The sequence below is a fragment of the Clostridioides sp. ZZV15-6598 genome (genome assembly GCF_020657705.1).
In the GTDB taxonomy this organism is placed as follows: domain Bacteria; phylum Bacillota; class Clostridia; order Peptostreptococcales; family Peptostreptococcaceae; genus Clostridioides; species Clostridioides difficile_F.
The window spans coordinates 1-18,040 of record NZ_JAGWCS010000079.1 but is presented as its reverse complement, the minus strand read 5'-3'; the positions used below and the strand labels follow the sequence as shown (position 1 = coordinate 18,040).

Below are 18,040 nucleotides of genomic sequence, written 5' to 3'. Positions count from 1 at the left end.
CTTGTTAAGTTTAATTTAAAGTCGAAATTTTTAATTGTTCATACATATTTAGATTTAATTATTCAAGGGGATATTATATGAGTGTAAAAAGAAAAACTTTAAACAGCACACAAATGGTTAGAACAATAGCAATAGTATTCATAGTTGTATGCTTTTTTATGGGTATAATATGCTTTAAATATTATTGTAAATTGCGAAATACTGTGCAAGAGGAAAGTAGTAACTATCTTCAAGAAATATCTAATAGAATAGGCAGTAATGTAAGTAAAATTATTGATGATAGTTACTCTATATTAGATACAATAGCATCAATAATAAAAAATACAAATATTGATTCTTTTCAGAAAGCAAAGCCTATAATGGATTCTCAAAAAAAATACTGGGATTGCCAAGATATTATGATGATTGATGAAAATGGAGTTGCATATAATTCTGATGGTAAATCAGTATCTCTTAGTAGTGATACATACCTTCAAGATGCTGTCATAAATAAAAAAGAGTCTATGTCTGTATCACAAATGATAGACAATAAAGAATGTATAGTTTTTGCCATACCACTAGATAATGTGAATATTGATAATACAAATATAGTTGCACTTGCGATAAGTTATTCTCCTGAATCATTTGATAAAGTTCTGTCTATGACTTCATTTAACAATCAAGCATATTCACATATTATTAATAAAGATGGTACTGTTGTAGTTCGTTCATCATCTCTTATTGCTGAAAAAACAGGATATAATATCCTTAGTACTATAAGTCAATCTCAATTAGACCCTAACAGTGACTTCAATAAAATGAAGAATGATATAAATAATAATCGTAGTGGGCAAATAGGATTTAAATTAAATGGTTCACATGAATACATGGTATATATTCCTATTGGACAGGAAGATTGGTATCTATTAACTTTTGTACCAGTATCTGTAGTAAATGCAAAATCCAATTTATTGTTAAAGATTACATTATTATTATGTGGTTTTATAACACTAGCGTTTGCAATTCTTACAATAGTTTTAGTAATATCTTTTTATCGACATAAGAAGAATTTAGAACAGATTGCATATGTAGACACTGTGACTGGAGGAAATACAATACAACGATTTTATAATATTTCAGGTGATTTACTGAAGCAATCATCTGAACAATATGCACTTGTATATATGAATATTGAAAAGTTTAAAATGCTAAATGACCAGTTTGGAAGAGAAGCAGGAGATTCTATATTACGTGGAGTATATGATGGTATAACAGCTCTTTTAGCTCCTAATGAATGTATGGGCAGGTTATTTGCAGACAATTTCTGTGTACTTATATCATATAGTGAAGATTTATCTCTCACTAAAAGATTTGAAGATTGGTATAACGCTATCATGAAAAATTCTGGAAAGTATGGATTTGAATGGGCTTCTCTTTCTATCCAGTTTGGTGTTTTTATAATTAATGATATTTCTATGGAATTTCCATACATGACTGACCGTGCAAAACTTGCACTTCGTGATTCTACAAAAGATTTTAAAAATAATAAGATAAAGTACTCTATTTATAATGAAAAAGTTCGTCAACAATTAGTACGTGAAAAACAATTAGAAGATATGATGGAAAAAGCTTTAGAAGATGGAGAATTCCAGGTATATTTACAGCCTAAATATATGACTGAAAATGAAAAAATAGGAGGGGCAGAGGCATTAGTACGTTGGATTAGTAAATCAGAGGGTATGATTTATCCAGATGCATTTATCCCACTGTTTGAGAAAAATGGATTTATTGTAAATATAGATTTATGTGTATTTGAAAATGTATGTATGACTTTACAAAGATGGATAGATGAAGGGCAAGAATTGATAAAAATCTCTGTAAACTGTTCAAGGATTCAGTTAAAAGATGAGAATTTTCTAGATAAGTATTATGAGATTTTCTCTCATTATAGTGTGCCTGCGCAGTATATTGAAATTGAGCTGACAGAAAACATGGTATATGAAGATACTGAACGTTTATCTGATATTATAGATGAAATTCACTCAATAGGATTTGGATGCTCTATGGATGATTTTGGAAGCGGATATTCTTCACTAAATCTTATACAGGATATACCTGTAGATACATTAAAATTAGATAAAATATTTTTTAGAAATACTAAAAACAACTATGATCGTACTAAGTCTGTAGTAAGTAGTATCATTAATATGGCAAAATCACTTTCTATGACTACTGTGGCAGAAGGTGTTGAAGATTATAATCAAGTAAAAATGTTAAAGGAAATTGGCTGTGACTATATTCAAGGATATGTATTTGCAAAACCAATGCCAATTTCAAATTTTGAAGAACTTTTATTTGGGTTACCAGAAAATGACGAGGAGTGATACTATATGCTACAATGTTTGAAGCTTAAATGTTTAAAACACTTTTATAAAATCAAACTATCCTTGGTATTAATTTTACTTAGTATTTTTGTAACTTTTATAACTTGTGGGTGTGCAAAAAATGAAACAGAAGATATTCTAACACAAAAAGTAACCCAAGATAATCGAACTCCTATTACTATTTTGGTGAAGTATGCTTTTTCAATTAATAATTTTGAAAAAAGTGTTGAAGAAAAATTTCCTAATATTGATATTGTCCAAGTTGGAAACTATACAGCTAATACTACTCTAGCAGAGGAATATAAAACGCGTCTAGAACATGATGATTTAACTGATATAGTTATGACTTGGCCACTAGATGTAGGGGAGGAATATTGGGATGACCGACTTATTGATTTGTCTGGTATGACATTTACCAGTAAATATAATACATCTATGCTTAAGCCTATTACTAGAGATGGAAAGCTTTACTATTTACCAGGCCCTGCGACTATACGTGCTATTGTCTATAATAAAACGTTATTTGAAGAAAATGGCTGGGATGTTCCTAAAAATTATAATGAGTTTGTTGAACTCTGTCAAAAAATTGAGAAAACTGGTATACGTTCATTACAATTGAGTCTTGGGAATGAAGAAGTATTGGATACACCATTTGTTGGCTTTAACTATGCGAATAGTTTTAGTAAACCTGAAGATGCTAAGTGGCTTGATAATTATAATAACGGAAATGGAAGTTTTGGTGACCACTTTAAGCCTTCTTTAGATGTTTTTCAGGAACTTATTCAAAAAGGTATATTGAAGAAGAATGATTTGAACCTACATTATCAAGATAGTCAAAATATGTTATTTACTCGTCAGTGTGCTATGACAGAAGACTCCAATTTATTAGGACGTTCAGCTTTTGCTCAAACTGGGTCTACTGATGAATTTGCTCTTATGCCATTTTTTAGCCCTGGAGAAGATGGAGATTGGGCTAGACTATACATGGTCTGCTATATTGGTCTTAATAAACATTTAACTGAATCAAAAAATAAAGAAAAATATGATTTAGTAATGCAGTTGATGGATTATATTAGTACACCTGAAGGTCAAAAAGCATTGTCTAGTGATACTGGTGGTATGTTTTCAAGCTTAAAAGGTATGGCATTGCCAAGTGAACCTGAACTAAAACCTTTATTACCATCTTTAGAACATGGACGATATGCTATTTTCCCTACTTTTAAAAATATTCAAAGTTCATTACGTAATGGTCTTGCTGGAATGATAAATGGAACATTAGATAAAAATGATGTTATAAAAATGGTTGATAAACAGAATACATCTTCTTCAAAAGTTATAAGTCCTAAGATAATTGGAAATGCTACAAATGATTTTTCTATGATTGAAACAGGGAATCTTATAACAGATGCTATGCGTGCTAAAAGTGGGTGTGAAATGGCATTGTTTTTAGATAATGGTAAAGATGGACGCTATAATGGTAAGGGTGTTAGTGCTAAGTTTTATAAAGGTGATATTACTACAACAGATATACAGCGTGTATTTCCAGATTTAAAGCATGGAGAAACTGGTACACTATGGAAGATAACTATGACTGGTAAAGACCTTCTTGATACTTTAGAACATTCTATAACTGTGGACAATGATAGTAGTGGATGGTTTTATTATTTTTCAGGTCTTAAAATGGAGTACTCTCCAACAGATAAGCCAGGTAAACGAATTAAAAAAATTACAACCGCAGAAGGAAACTATATAGATTTAAATAAATCATATTCAATTGCTGTTATGGACTATAGTGTTCCAGATAAATATATTAAGAAGTGTGATAAGACAAATATTAAAATTACAGATATAATAACAGAATATATAGAAAAACAAAAAAGTGTTTCTCCTAGTGAAGACAAGAGGTTTGTAGTAGCAAAACCGTAACAAATTAAATGAAAATATAGGTGTAAATAATAATTCTTTTTTATATTAATTTATAAAATTTTAGAATTATAAGGGTTTGTATATGCAGATGCTGGGAAAGAACAGTAATAAAATATAAAATATGCATTATAATAATTTATACATATACCAAATAAATAGGAGTATCTAGTAGAATATAAGCAATTAAAAACAGTAGGCAGAAAAATACCAAATATGTTGGTGTTATAGTGATTTTCTAACATTAAAGCAGGTGTTATAACAACATAAAAGTTGGCACCTGCTTTTTATATTAAAATTAAGGAATAGAATAATTTGATATATTTGTATGATAAAAATATTCCTACAGGTTCATTTCAATTAAAGATTAGTGAAAGTGGAACATATAAAGTTATTGTAACAGGGGAAAAAGCAAAAGGAAGTGTAAGTTTTTTATTGAATTTTATAACATCTATACATACTTTCACCACTCTTGAAGGAGAATCTAAAATAAACTTTATTATTAGTAAAATCTTTTTCCATAGCCACTAAATCTTGCTTTTCTCCAGCCTTTCCACCAGTTCCAACTAAGAATACATCTTTTTCGCTATCTATTTCTTGAACTGAACCCATATATTTGTAGTAATCATTTATGTCATATGAGTGATATTCAGTAACTTTTTTATTTTCTTCATCCAATTTTATTTTTACGACTCTTGTAGATTTATTTTTTACACCATTATCATACAAAGTTATATATCCATCATCTGTAATTCTAGCGTTATGTTGTCTTGAAAACTTTTGATTATCTGTTAAATTGAACTCATCGCCTAATCCTCCTAGAGTCCAAATAATTTCTCCTGTCTTTCTATCTAATTTAATCACCTCATCTAAATTTCTGAATGAGCAGATTATATTTCCGTCTTTTGGGTCGATAGTCATAGAATTAAAATGTACATAATCTAAGGATGTATCACTTTTTTCACTGAAATTATTTTGTTCAACACTTTCTGCATATAGATTTTCATGGTCAATGCTTTCCCATTGCCATACAACTTTTCCATTCTTTATTTCTTGTAGTACACTATTTACTACATAAGGTGAATTTCCTTTACTTAAGTTTGAAGGAATATTTGTTGCCTTAGTTTTTTGATAGCTAGAAACAATATAGTGATTATCATTTATATATATAAAGTCATGGTTTTCTAACTCAGTACCAGATTCTATGTTTTTACTTTTCTCCATAGTAATTTTATTTATTTCATTATAATTTTCATCTAATATCACAAGATATGTTGGTGAGTATCCAACAGCACTTATTCGCTTTGTTGAGTCCTTATCTTGAAGTAAATATCCATATCTAATTTTACCATTATCTGTAGTTATTTTCTTGAAATCAAAAGGATTTGATTCGACTTCCTTGTAAAAAATTATATTTCCTTGGTTATTTAATTTAAATACAAAATTATGTTCTTCATTATGTGTAGTAAGATAATAATCACCATCATAAGGGCTGTTTGCAGTAACAGTATACTTTGGAAAATCTTTTGAAAGAGAATTTATATAATAATTTCTATATGAGCTTTCACCATTATACATTACAGATATTTTTACTTTAGAAGAGCTATTTATTTCTTTTAACTTAAAAGTAGATTTATTATTTAGATTAATTTCTTTATCATCTATTTTGACACTGCTTACACTTTTAGGATTTTTTATTGTTATACTATTTTGATTTGTTGAATTAAGTTGCTTTACGTTTTGACTATTAAAAATACCTTCTTTAGATAGTATTACATCATAACCATTTATAGTCATATTAAGTGTTTTTTTTGATTTACTTTGAGATGCAAAGACTTGTTTTGCGAAAACACCAGAAACAAATAAAATACTACATAAAAATACTATCTTTAATAAATTTTTTCTTTTCATTTTTATCTCCTTTTCATATTAAGTTTTTTATATTTTCATATTGATTTTATTATATAAATAAAAACATACTATGAATTTAATTATGCGTAACGTGAATTTTGCTAGACAATTATATGAAAGTTCATTCATATTAAAATAACTAAACAATAAATACGAAAATTAATGCTATTTAGATTTAATAATTTTATAAAATAACTAACAAACAGAAAAAACCATCCATAAAAAATAAAAAAACCATTTCTATAACAAAAAAAACCACGAAAATATAAAAATGTATGGTTAGTTAAGTGATTAACAAGTAAAAATTAAAATAAAAATTTAAAAAAATTTATCTATGAAAGTTGGCTAAAATCCTATGATTGAACATTATTTCAGGGAAAACATTTTCTCTTATTTCACAAAAAAAGCCACTTTTTGGCACGGCATATGCTTTATATAAAGGCAAGAAAAACAAGATATGAGATAAGAGCAATTAGGAGGTGCAAATATGGAGTTTATAAATTTTGTAAGTGATAAAGTTATAAACCTTAAAATGGATTGTAAAACAAAAGAAGATTTCTTTAAGGAAATACATAATAAAGTTTTTGAATTAGGCTTTGTAAAAGAAGAATTTGGAGAAAAAATACTAGGAAGAGAAAATGTATTTCCAACAGGTTTAAACTTAGGTGATTATGGAGTAGCAATACCACATACAGATGCAGAATATATTAAAGAACAATTTATAGCAGTCTGTACTTTTAATGAACCAGTAGTATTCAGTTCTATGGAAGACCAAGATGAAAAAGTATCTGTAAATCTGGCTTTCGTTTTGGGGCTTAATCAACCACATAGTCAATTATCTGTACTAACAGAATTAATGGGCATTATGCAAAATAAAGAATTAGTTGAGAAGATAATAGATTCTACTGATAAAGAAGAAGTTTTAAAGACAATAAAGTCTTTATAAAAATAAAAGAATAAAAAGTACTAACAATAAAAATAAGACAATAAAAATTATTAGGAGGAAATAAAAATGAAAAAAATATTAGTAGCATGTGGAGCAGGAATAGCAACATCAACAGTAGTTTGTGACAAGGTAGAAAGATTAGTTAAAGAAAATAATATACAAGCAGAAGTTATACAATGCAAAATAGCTGAATGTGCAACAAAGCAAGATGGAGCAGATTTAATAGTATCAACAACTATATTGCCAACAACTTATAATATACCAGCAATAAAAGCAACAGCATATATAACTGGAGTAAATACAGCAGCATTAGATAAAAAAATATTAGATGCTTTAAAATAATCCTATCATAAATAAATTGAAATCATATTTAAAAAACAGAAAAAGGAGGATTTATAAATGGATAAATTATTAGCAGTAGTACAGTATATTTTAAACATGGGACCAACAGTAATACTACCAATAACAATTGTAGTCTTAGGAATGATATTTAGAATTAAGTTTACAAAAGCTTTAAAATCAGGTCTTACAATTGGTATAGGGTTTGTGGGTATAAACTTAGTTGTAAACCTATTAACTTCAACACTAGGTCCAGCAGCTCAAGGAATGGTTGAAAGATTTGGACTTAACTTAACAGTAATAGATGTTGGTTGGCCAACAACAGCATCAGCAACATGGGCTTCACCAGTTGCACCAATATTAATACCAGTTTGTTTACTAGTAAACTTACTATTATTATACTTCAATAAAACAAAGATATTAAACGTTGATATATGGAATTATTGGCACTTTATAGTAGCAGGTGCAGTTGGATATATAGTAACAGGAAGTTATATTTGGGCTATATTCTGTGCGATATTAATGGAATTAGTAGTACTATTTATTGCAGAAAAAACAGCCAAGAATGTTCAGGAGTTTTATGATTTGGAAGGTATAGCATTACCAACTGGTTCAACAGCTTCATTTGCTCCACTTGGATATTTAGTAGGTAAATTTGTTGAAAAAATACCAGGAATAAATAAAATACAAGCAGACCCAGATTCTATACAAAAAAAATTCGGTATATTTGGTGAACCAATGATGATGGGGATTATACTAGGTATAATACTTGGAGCACTTGCTGGATACGATGTGGCAGGAATATTCAATGTGGGTATATCAATGGGTGCAGTAATGTTACTTATGCCTAGAATGGTTAGAATATTAATGGAAGGTTTAATTCCAATTTCAGAATCAATAAGAGACTTCTTACAAGCAAAATATGGAGATAGAGAACTTTATATAGGTCTAGATGCAGCAGTAGCAACTGGTCATCCAGCAGTTATATCAACAGCTCTTATACTTGTTCCTATAACTTTATTCTTAGCAGTTATATTACCAGGAAATAAAGTTTTACCATTTGGTGACTTAGCGACAATACCATTCTATATGGCATTTATAGTATGTTTTAGAAAAGGTAATATAGTTCAATCAGTTATAACAGGAACTATAGTAATAGCTATATCACTTTATATGGCTACAAATTTTGCAGATGTTCATACACAATTATTACAACAAGCAAATATGATGCCAGAAGGAACAACAATGGTTACAAGTATAGATACAGGTGGTAACTTACTAAAATGGGGAATATTGAAATTATCTCAATTAGTTTCTTCACTTGGAATATTCTAATATTTAGTTAATAGAGATTACTCTTTTTTAGTAAAGTATGCGAAAATTTAACATTTAGCAGCTACTAAAAAAGAGTAATATTTTTTATAAATTTTTTAAAAATACAAAATACAAAAGGAGGAGATTTATCGTGAAAGCAGCAGTATTACATGGCACAAATGATATGAGATTTGAAGATATAGAAATAAAACCATGTGAAAGTGATGAAGTAAAAATAAAAGTTATGGCAGCAGGAATATGTGGGTCAGATCCTCCAAGAGTATTAAAACATTGGAAATATCCAGTTCCAGCTATACCAGGACATGAATTTTCTGGAGTAATTGCAGAAGTTGGTAAGGATGTAAAAAATGTAAAAGTTGGAGATAGAGTAGTTGCAATTCCTTTTATACCTTGCAATGAATGTGAATATTGTAAGAGAGGGTTATTTTCATTATGTGATGACCATGGTATGTTAGGAGCTAAAACTTTTGGAGCTTTTGCAGAATATGCAAACATAAAAGCTACAAATGTTTTACCAATAGGAGACATGGATTTTGAAGATGCTGCTATGATAGAACCACTTGCAGTTGCTATGCATGGAGTACTTAATATAGGTATTCAAGTTGGAGATACTGTAGCTGTAATGGGTAGTGGAACAATGGGTCAACTAGTAATACAAGGACTTAAGATAGCAGGAGCTGGAACAATTATAGCTGTTGATATATCTGATAATAAATTAAGAGAATCAAAAGAATTAGGTGCTGATATAATAATTAATGCTAAAGATGTAAACCCAGTAGAAAAAATAAAAGAACTTACTGGTGGAAAAGGTGTTGATATAGCACTTGAATGTGCAGGTTCTAAAATAACTCAAGAACAATGTTTACTTATAACTAAAAAGAAAAGTAAAATAGGATTTTTAGGAATAGCATATTCAGATATAACTTTATCTGAGGAAGCATTTGAAAATATATTTAGAAAAGAACTAGAATTAAAAGGTTTCTGGAATTCTTATTCTGCACCATTCCCAGGACAAGAATGGACTAAAGGAATCACTCTAGTTAATGAAGGAAAAATAAAATTAAAAGAAATGGTATCTCATAGATTTTCACTTGAAGATACTTATAAAGCATTTGAAATGATAAGAGATAGAAAAGAAGAATTTAATAAGATATTAATTTTACCACAAGGGGTTGAAAAATAATGAAGGCAGTAGTTAAAACTAAACCAGGCTATGATAATGTAGAAGTATTAGAAGTAGAAGAGCCAAAAGCTACAGGAGATAAAGTAAAAATAAAAGTAGAATACAGTGGTATATGTGGTTCAGATATACATTCATTTAAAGGTGAATATGCAAATATAAAAGCTCCAGTAACACTAGGTCATGAATTTTCTGGAATTGTTGTAGAAATTGGTGAAGATGTTAAAAATATAAAGGTAGGAGATAGAGTTACATCAGAAACTACTTTTGCAACTTGTGAAAAATGTATATATTGTGCAACTAAAGACTATAATTTATGCCCAACTAGAAAAGGTATTGGTACTCAAGCAGATGGAAGTTTTGCTGAGTATGTATTATCAAGAGAAGAAAGCATACATGTACTTCCTGAAAATGTATCTTTATTATCAGCAGCTCTTACAGAGCCACTAGCTTGTTGTGTTCATGCAGCTCTTGAAAAAACTACTATAGAAAGTGATGATACAGTATTAATAATAGGACCAGGACCAATAGGTTTATTATTAGCTCAAGTTGTTAAATCTCAAGGTGCTACAGTTATAATGTCTGGTGTTACAAAAGATAAAGAAAGATTAGAAATAGCTAAAAACCTTGGAGTAGATAGAACTGTAAACGTAATGGAAGAAAGTCTAGCAGATGTAGTAAATGAAATGACTGATGGAAATGGAGTAAATAAAGGCTTTGATTGTTCTGGATTTATGCCAGCAGTTAATGAAGCTTTAAGATTACTTAGAAAGAAAGGAACTTTCGTACAAGTTGGAATATTTGCCAAAAAACTAAATGAAATGGATCAAGAAGCAATAATCCAAAGAGAGTTACAATATATTGGAAGTAGATCACAAAAACCAAGTTCTTGGATTATAGCATTAGATTTAATGGCTAGTGGAAAAGTAAATACAGAAGCATTAGTTACAAGAACTGTTGGTTTAGACGAATTTAAAGAGGGTATTACAGCTTTAATGAACGGAGAAGAAATAAAAGTTGCAGTAAAATCTTAAAAAAACATTTGTATTATTTTAAAAAAAATTGTAAAATCTACTGTAGGATAAAAAATGCAAGGTCTTAAAAAATAACAGGAGGAAAAAAGTATGAGCACTCTTAGAGATCATTCTAATAATATTAGAAAAAACATAATAAAAATGGTTGCAGAAGCTAAAAGCGGGCATCCAGGTGGTTCATTATCAATAGCTGATATGTTAACAGTGTTATATTTTGATAAAATGAACATATGTGTAGAAAACCCAAAAATGGATGATAGAGATAGATTTGTTCTATCAAAAGGTCATGCAGCACCAGCTTTATATGCTACATTAGCAGAAAAAGGATTTTTCCCAGAAGAAGAATTATTGACACTTAGAAAATTTGGTTCTAAGTTACAAGGACATCCAGACATGAAAAAAGTAGCAGGAATAGATATGTCTACTGGTTCTCTTGGACAAGGTTTATCTGCTGCAAATGGTATGGCACTAGCTGGAAAATTAGATAATAAAGACTACACAGTGTATACTATATTAGGTGATGGAGAAATCCAAGAAGGTCAAGTATGGGAAGCTGCAATGACAGCATCACATTATAAATTGGATAACTTAATTGCATTTGTTGACTTAAATGGATTACAAATAGATGGTTCTAATGAAGAAGTAATGAATGTTAGTCCAGTAGATGACAAATTCAAATCTTTTGGATGGAATGTAATAGTAATAAATGGACATTGTTTTGATGAAATAGGAAATGCAATAGATGAAGCTAAAAAAGTTACAGGAAAACCAACAGTAATAATAGCTAAAACTGTAAAAGGTAAAGGTGTTTCATTTATGGAAAATAATGCTGCATGGCATGGAACAGCTCCAAATGCAGAACAAGCAGAACAAGCATTGAAAGATTTAGAAGGAGGTCTATAGGAATGGGAATAGCAACTAGAGAAGCTTACGGACAAGTGTTAAAAGAACTTTCAGAAAATAAAGATATAGTAGTATTGGATGCAGACTTAGGAAAAGCTACAAAAAGTATATCATTTAAAGAAGTTGCCCCAGATAGATTTTTTGATATGGGGATAGCAGAAGGTGACATGATTGGTACAGCAGCAGGTCTTGCTACTTGTGGAAAAATACCTTTTGCAAGTACTTTTGCAATATTTGCAGCAGGTAGAGGCTATGAGCAAATAAGAAACTCTGTAGCATATCCAAAATTAAATGTTAAAATAGCAGCTACTCATGCAGGAGTAACAGTAGGAGAAGATGGAGGAAGCCATCAAGCTATAGAAGATATATCTTTAATGAGAGGTATACCAAATATGGTTGTGTTAAATCCAGCAGATGCTTTAGAAGCAAGACAAGCAATATTTGCATCTATTGATTATAATGGACCTGTATATATAAGATTAGGTAGAGCTGCAACTCCAGATGTAAACAGTGAAAACTATAAATTTGAAATAGGAAAAGGAACTGTTTTAAGAGAAGGTTCTGATATAACAGTAATAGCTACAGGAATAATGGTAGCAAAAGCATTAGAAGCAGCAGAAGAACTTGCTAAAGAAGGTGTAAATGTAGAAGTTGTTAATATAGCTACAATAAAACCTTTAGATGAAACATTAATAAAAGAAAGTGCTAAGAAAACTGGAAAAGTAGTTACAGCAGAAGAGCACAGTATAATTGGTGGTTTAGGTTCAGCTGTATGTGAAGCTTTAGCAGAAACTAAAGATGTAGTAGTTAGAAGAATTGGTGTTAAGGATGTATTTGGTCAATCAGGTACACCAGCAGACTTATTAAAACATTACGGATTAACTGCTGAAGATATAGTAAAAAATATAAAAGAATTATTATAGATGTAAATATCATTGAATAATAAATTGATTTGATATAAATCACTTAAAGCTGTCTTAAAAATAGAAAGAAATTTCTACAATGGGACAGCTTTATTTTTACGATAATTGTAAAATATTATATAAAAAGGGGTGCTTTTTAATGAAAATATCTATCGGGTGTGACCATGGTGGTTACGAGTTAAAGGAATTTATAAAAGAAAACTTAATAAATAAAGGTATAGAAGTTGAAGATGTAGGAACAAATTCAAAAGAAAGTGTAGATTTTCCAATATATGCAAAAAAAGTAAGTCAAAATGTTCAAAGTAAAAAATCAGATTTAGGGATACTTTGTTGTGGTACAGGAATAGGTATGTCTATTGCCGCAAATAAATTTAAAGGAATTAGAGCAGCAGTTGTGTCAGATTGTTTTTCAGCTCAAGCTACGAGAGAACACAATAATACAAATGTACTTTGTTTAGGGGAAAGAGTTATTGGAAAAGGATTAGCGATGAGAATTGTTGAAGAATGGTTAAATTCAAGTTATAATGGAGAAAGACATGCAAGAAGATTACAAATGATTGATGATATAGAAAATGAGAACTTATAAATAATGAAAATTTATAACTAAGGAGGAGAGTTATGTCTATTATTTGTGCTTCAATAATGTGTGCAGACCAAATGAATTTAAAAAAAGAACTAGAAGCTCTTGAAGAGGCTGATGTAAAATTGCTTCACTGTGATGTTATGGATGGAATATTTGTCAAAAACTTAGCTATGGGACCAGAACTATTAAAATCAATAAGCGAAAATACAACTATACCTTTAGATATTCATTTAGCTACAGAAACTCCAAATGAATATATTGATATGATGTCTTATATAAAACCAAAGTATATTTCTTTTCATGTGGAATCAAGCACAGATGTAAAAGCTGATATACAAAAGTTGAGAGATTATGGAATAGGTCCAGTGTTAGCGATAAGTCCTCAAACTAGTGTAGATAAAATAGAAGAATATATAGGTTTAGTTGAGGGTATCTTAGTAATGACAGTAAATCCAGGATTTGCAGGTCAAAAGTTTAATCTCTCTGTTTTAGATAAATTAGATAAGCTTACAGAGATATTAAAAGATTACGATAATCCTCCATTTATAGAAGTTGATGGAAACATAAATAAAGATACTATTAGACTTATGAATGGTAAAAAAGTCGATATATATGTTGTCGGTACTTCAGCTTTATTTAATGACAAACCACCAATTTCATATAAAGAGAAGATAAAAGAGCTAAAAGAAAGCATAAAATAATTAATAATAAAATTATAAAATTTGTATATTTAGATAATGTAAATTTTAAATAAGTTAGGAATTTTATAATATTTAATAAAAATTTTAATTGAGTAAGGAGAATGTTTATGGGTGACATATACAAACTGCAAAACGGGACAGATATTAGAGGAATAGCATATAAAAATGATTCTAAGGAAGTTAATTTAACTGTAGAAGAAGTAAAAAAAATAGCTAAAGCATTTCATATTTGGTTAAAAGAAAAAACTAAAAAAGACAAAGTAACTGTTGCAATAGGAACTGATTCTAGAATAACAGGAAGTCAGTTTAGAAATACTGTCATTGAAACTTTGATTAATGATAATTGTGATGTAATTGATTGTGAAATTGCTACAACACCAGCAATGTTTATGACAACTATCATGGATGGATACCACTCTGATGGGTCAATTATGATTACAGCTAGCCATTTACCTTACTACTATAATGGATTAAAGTTTTTTACAGAAAATGGTGGTCTAGAAAAAGTTGATATAAAAGAAATGTTGGATATAGCTGTTAAAAATGATAGTGTACAGTCTGAAGGAGTAGACAAAAAAGGTACAGTTGTAGTAAAAGATTTAGTAGAAGATTATTCTAATTTATTGATAGATAAAATTAGAATAGGTGTAAACTCAAGTAAAAACTATGAAAAGCCTTTTTCTGGACTTAAAATACTAGTTGATGCAGGAAATGGAGCTGGAGGTTTTTTTGCTGAAAAAGTTTTACACATGCTGGGAGCAGATACAACAGGTAGTCAATTTTTGAACCCAGACGGTATGTTCCCAAATCATATACCAAATCCTGAAAATAAAGAAGCAATGGAAAGTATCTGTAAAGCCGTATTAGATAATAAGAGTGATTTAGGAATAATATTTGATACAGATGTAGATAGAGCTGCTATTGTAGGTAAAAATGGTAAACCAATAAATAAAAATGCTCTTATAGCTGTTATATCATCAATAATATTAGAAGAACATCCAAATACAGCTATAGTAACTGATTCTATTACTTCAGAAGGTCTTGCTAAATTCATAAGCGAATTAGGAGGAAGACACCATAGATTTAAAAGAGGATATAAAAATGTAATAAATGAAGCTATAAGACTAAATAGCGAAGGTGAAGAGTGCCATTTAGCTATAGAGACATCTGGACATGCTGCTTTAAAAGAAAATTATTTTTTAGATGATGGAGCATATTTAATAGCTAAGATTTTAATAAAAGTTGCAAAACTTTCTCTAGAAGGAAAGACTATAGAGGAATTGATAGAAAACCTTGAAGAAGCAAAAGAAGAAAAAGAAGTTAGAATAGACATCAATAAAGAAGACTTTAGACCATATGCAGAAGATATATTAAAAGAATTAGATTCTCATGTTAATGATGTTGATGGATGGTCTGTTGCACCAAATAACTTTGAAGGTATAAGAGTCAATTGTAATGAAGCAAATGGAGATGGTTGGTTTTTACTTAGAATATCATTACATGAGCCATTGTTAGCTTTAAATATTGAATCAAACAAAATTGGTGGAGCAGAAGAAATTTACTCTGAATTAAAACTTTTCCTAGAAAAATATGACTTAAAAGGTCTTTAGGGTTAATAAAAAACATATACTTATATTAAAGAATGGATGTAAATTTATACCTAAGATTACAAATATTACAAAATTGTAATCTTAGGTAACAGAGATGTAACTGATTATGGAAACTCTATGTGATATTATAAATACAGAGAGATGAAATACATGATGATTTATAGAGAAATATAATTTAAAATGTATTAATATCGCACTAAAAGGTATAATCAAATAAATATGTAAATATAAACCCCAACATTTAGAAAGAGACCTCCAAGGAGGTTTTTTTCTTGTTTACTCCTAAAAAAGTATAATAAATATAATATGTATAGATATAAATTTTTTTCTTTAACCAAATACACAATGTCATGATATAATAACTTTATTAGAACGATAAGGGGATTAATATTATGTTTAAGAACAAATATGTTGAACGTGTTGAGGAGTTTATAAATGCATATTTTGTAGAGAGGGATGTGAAAAAATGTATGTCTTTTTTTCACAAAAATATATGTTGGATTGGTACTGGAAAGTTTGAAGTAGGAAATAGTATTGAAGAAGTAGAGTATTTATTAGAAGAGTATGTAAAACAATCACCAGATAGTTTTAGCTTAGAAAAATTATGGCTAGATAGTAAAGAATATTCAAAAAATTTATATACTGTATTTGGAGAGTATTTAGTTGGTAAGAAAACTAAAAAAGGTTATAATTTTCAAGTAGAAATAAGAATAACATACTTATGTGTTGAATGTGAGGGAGAAGTATTAATAAGTAGTGTTCATACTTCTGTTGCAAATGATTTACAAAAAATAGGCGAGTATTTTCCAATAACTTTAATGGAAGCGGAAAATAATAGATTAGAGGCCATTATTCATGAAAAAACAAAAGAAATAGAAGAGCAAAAAATTATGTTATTAGAGGCAAACAGAAAGCTTCAGCAACTAGCTATTACGGATGAATTAACTGGTTTGTTAAATCAAAGAGCCATTATGGGAAATATAAAATATACGGTTAAAGATAATCTTAAAAATTATGCAATAATGATAATTGACATAGATAATTTTAAACATGTAAATGATAATTATGGGCATTTAGTGGGAGATGAGGTTATAAGAGTGATGGCTTATATCATCCAATCATTTAAATATTACTATTTATTTGCTGGTAGATATGGTGGGGACGAATTTATTGTTTTGACAGAAAATATAGAAAAAGCAATTCATATTGAATCTAAAGTTCATAATAGTCTACTTAAATATAATTTTAAAAATATTGACTATAGAATAACTGTAAGTATTGGAATTTCTGAATGGATAGACTTTGATTCTTTTGAAGAATTTTTAAGTGAGGCAGATAAAAAATTATATGAAGCTAAGAAATCAGGAAAAAATAAGACTGTATATTAGAGTGAGTATATATGTATATTAAAACAAGTGTATATGTATATTAAAAATAGTTTTATGATTTTAATAAGGTTGTAAATTGCAAGTTAACCATTTATAGCACGTAATTTAAAATAAAAATTATTTTGCAATTTACAACCTTATATATTTAATGTTAATTAATTTTTTTAAAAGAAAGGGTTACCTTAAATAAATCAGCATCTATAATTATTTCCATGGCTGCATTTTGTAATTCAATTATATTTTGAGAAATTGATAAGCCAAGACCAGAGCCATCTGTATTTCTCGAGATATCACCTCTTCTAAATCTTTCTATTAATTCCTCTGGTTTTAGATTTAGTTTATCATTTGAAATATTTTTAAATGTTACTATTATATTTTCATCCTCTATAAACATATCTATGTAAACTCTAGTATTTGGCATAGAGTATTTTAGTATATTGCCTATCAGGTTTTCAAATACCCTCCAAGTCTTTTTTCCATCTATCATAGTAAGTACAGATTCTTCAGGTGTTTCTATTATAAAATCTAAATTACTGATTTGAATTTTATCTTCAAGTTCTACTATACTTTGAATTAAGAGCTCTTTTATATCAGTTTTTGTTATATTAAATTCTACATCACCACTACTAAGCTTAGAAGCTTCAAATATATCTTCTATTAATAATTTCAATCTTTGTGATTTTTTATCTAAAATATTTATATAGTCGTTTATAGTTTCTTTATCAAAGTCATTATTTTTTAACATATCAACATAGTTTAATATAGATGTAAGTGGAGTTTTTAAGTCATGAGATACATTTGTTATAAGCTCTGTCTTCATTCTTTCACTTTTTATATTAGCATCTACAGCAGCTTCAAGACCATCTGTTATATTATTTATACTTTTTGATAAAGCAGATAT

General features: G+C 28.9%; 15 protein-coding genes. 13 read left to right on the top strand and 2 right to left on the bottom strand.

Going from position 1 to position 18,040, the window contains the following annotated elements; genetic code table 11:
* Positions 1–77: 77 nt before the first annotated feature.
* Entirely contained in the window at positions 78–2,363 is a 2,286-nt protein-coding gene (locus KGF50_RS14430; RefSeq protein ID WP_227848693.1) for a GGDEF domain-containing protein, read from the top strand.
* Between the two features lie 6 nt (positions 2,364–2,369).
* On the top strand, positions 2,370–4,289 hold the full coding sequence (locus tag KGF50_RS14425; RefSeq protein ID WP_227848692.1) for an extracellular solute-binding protein: 1,920 nt from the start codon (positions 2,370–2,372) through the stop codon (positions 4,287–4,289).
* Positions 4,290–4,718: 429 nt separating this feature from the next.
* On the opposite strand, the gene KGF50_RS14420 is transcribed toward KGF50_RS14425, so the two are convergent.
* Positions 4,719–6,197 carry an arylsulfotransferase family protein gene (locus KGF50_RS14420; RefSeq protein WP_227848691.1) on the bottom strand — a complete coding sequence of 493 codons (1,479 nt, stop codon included), beginning with the start codon at positions 6,195–6,197 and terminating at the stop codon, positions 4,719–4,721.
* Between the two features lie 487 nt (positions 6,198–6,684).
* Here KGF50_RS14420 and KGF50_RS14415 point away from each other — a divergent pair, with 487 nt between their 5' ends.
* From KGF50_RS14415 to KGF50_RS14365, 11 genes are all read left to right on the top strand, one after another.
* A complete protein-coding gene (locus KGF50_RS14415; protein ID WP_227848690.1) occupies positions 6,685–7,143 on the top strand; it encodes a PTS sugar transporter subunit IIA in 459 nt (152 codons plus the stop codon).
* Between the two features lie 66 nt (positions 7,144–7,209).
* Positions 7,210–7,485, top strand: coding sequence for a PTS sugar transporter subunit IIB (locus KGF50_RS14410; RefSeq protein WP_021385190.1), 276 nt, complete (start codon positions 7,210–7,212; stop codon positions 7,483–7,485).
* Positions 7,486–7,542: 57 nt separating this feature from the next.
* Complete coding sequence (locus KGF50_RS14405) at positions 7,543–8,817, top strand: PTS galactitol transporter subunit IIC (protein WP_227848689.1); 1,275 nt, start codon at positions 7,543–7,545, stop codon at positions 8,815–8,817.
* Positions 8,818–8,947: 130 nt separating this feature from the next.
* A complete protein-coding gene (locus KGF50_RS14400; protein ID WP_227432710.1) occupies positions 8,948–10,000 on the top strand; it encodes a galactitol-1-phosphate 5-dehydrogenase in 1,053 nt (350 codons plus the stop codon).
* Positions 10,000–11,031 (top strand): zinc-binding dehydrogenase, encoded by a 1,032-nt coding sequence (locus KGF50_RS14395; protein ID WP_227432711.1) that lies wholly within the window; start codon positions 10,000–10,002, stop codon positions 11,029–11,031. Before KGF50_RS14400 ends, KGF50_RS14395 begins: the two co-directional genes overlap by 1 nt.
* Positions 11,032–11,121: 90 nt before the next feature.
* The gene (locus KGF50_RS14390; RefSeq protein WP_227829233.1) at positions 11,122–11,934 is read left to right on the top strand and encodes a transketolase; all 813 of its coding nucleotides are present in this window, start codon (positions 11,122–11,124) and stop codon (positions 11,932–11,934) included.
* Positions 11,935–11,936: 2 nt separating this feature from the next.
* Positions 11,937–12,857 carry a transketolase family protein gene (locus KGF50_RS14385; protein ID WP_227848688.1) on the top strand — a complete coding sequence of 307 codons (921 nt, stop codon included), beginning with the start codon at positions 11,937–11,939 and terminating at the stop codon, positions 12,855–12,857.
* A gap of 139 nt (positions 12,858–12,996) precedes the next feature.
* Complete coding sequence (rpiB, locus tag KGF50_RS14380) at positions 12,997–13,443, top strand: ribose 5-phosphate isomerase B (RefSeq protein ID WP_227829231.1); 447 nt, start codon at positions 12,997–12,999, stop codon at positions 13,441–13,443.
* Between the two features lie 32 nt (positions 13,444–13,475).
* Positions 13,476–14,141 (top strand): ribulose-phosphate 3-epimerase, encoded by a 666-nt coding sequence (locus KGF50_RS14375; protein ID WP_227848687.1) that lies wholly within the window; start codon positions 13,476–13,478, stop codon positions 14,139–14,141.
* A 107-nt stretch (positions 14,142–14,248) separates the two neighbouring features.
* Complete coding sequence (locus tag KGF50_RS14370) at positions 14,249–15,751, top strand: phosphomannomutase/phosphoglucomutase (protein ID WP_227848686.1); 1,503 nt, start codon at positions 14,249–14,251, stop codon at positions 15,749–15,751.
* Between the two features lie 392 nt (positions 15,752–16,143).
* Entirely contained in the window at positions 16,144–17,139 is a 996-nt protein-coding gene (locus KGF50_RS14365; RefSeq protein ID WP_227848685.1) for a GGDEF domain-containing protein, read from the top strand.
* A 151-nt stretch (positions 17,140–17,290) separates the two neighbouring features.
* Here the strand turns inward: KGF50_RS14365 and KGF50_RS14360 are convergent.
* Positions 17,291–18,040: sensor histidine kinase (locus KGF50_RS14360; protein WP_227848684.1), on the bottom strand; the 750-nt coding region annotated here is incomplete at its 5' end.

Bases quoted from the DNA above. Each gene is read 5' to 3' on its own strand.
- KGF50_RS14430 (WP_227848693.1), top strand. From the start codon at position 78: ATGAGTGTAAAAAGAAAAACTTTAAACAGCACACAAATGGTTAGAACA.
- KGF50_RS14425 (WP_227848692.1), top strand. From the start codon at position 2,370: ATGCTACAATGTTTGAAGCTTAAATGTTTAAAACACTTTTATAAAATC.
- KGF50_RS14420 (WP_227848691.1), bottom strand. From the start codon at position 6,197: ATGAAAAGAAAAAATTTATTAAAGATAGTATTTTTATGTAGTATTTTA.
- KGF50_RS14415 (WP_227848690.1), top strand. From the start codon at position 6,685: ATGGAGTTTATAAATTTTGTAAGTGATAAAGTTATAAACCTTAAAATG.
- KGF50_RS14410 (WP_021385190.1), top strand. From the start codon at position 7,210: ATGAAAAAAATATTAGTAGCATGTGGAGCAGGAATAGCAACATCAACA.
- KGF50_RS14405 (WP_227848689.1), top strand. From the start codon at position 7,543: ATGGATAAATTATTAGCAGTAGTACAGTATATTTTAAACATGGGACCA.
- KGF50_RS14395 (WP_227432711.1), top strand. From the start codon at position 10,000: ATGAAGGCAGTAGTTAAAACTAAACCAGGCTATGATAATGTAGAAGTA.
- KGF50_RS14390 (WP_227829233.1), top strand. From the start codon at position 11,122: ATGAGCACTCTTAGAGATCATTCTAATAATATTAGAAAAAACATAATA.
- KGF50_RS14385 (WP_227848688.1), top strand. From the start codon at position 11,937: ATGGGAATAGCAACTAGAGAAGCTTACGGACAAGTGTTAAAAGAACTT.
- rpiB (WP_227829231.1), top strand. From the start codon at position 12,997: ATGAAAATATCTATCGGGTGTGACCATGGTGGTTACGAGTTAAAGGAA.
- KGF50_RS14375 (WP_227848687.1), top strand. From the start codon at position 13,476: ATGTCTATTATTTGTGCTTCAATAATGTGTGCAGACCAAATGAATTTA.
- KGF50_RS14370 (WP_227848686.1), top strand. From the start codon at position 14,249: ATGGGTGACATATACAAACTGCAAAACGGGACAGATATTAGAGGAATA.
- KGF50_RS14365 (WP_227848685.1), top strand. From the start codon at position 16,144: ATGTTTAAGAACAAATATGTTGAACGTGTTGAGGAGTTTATAAATGCA.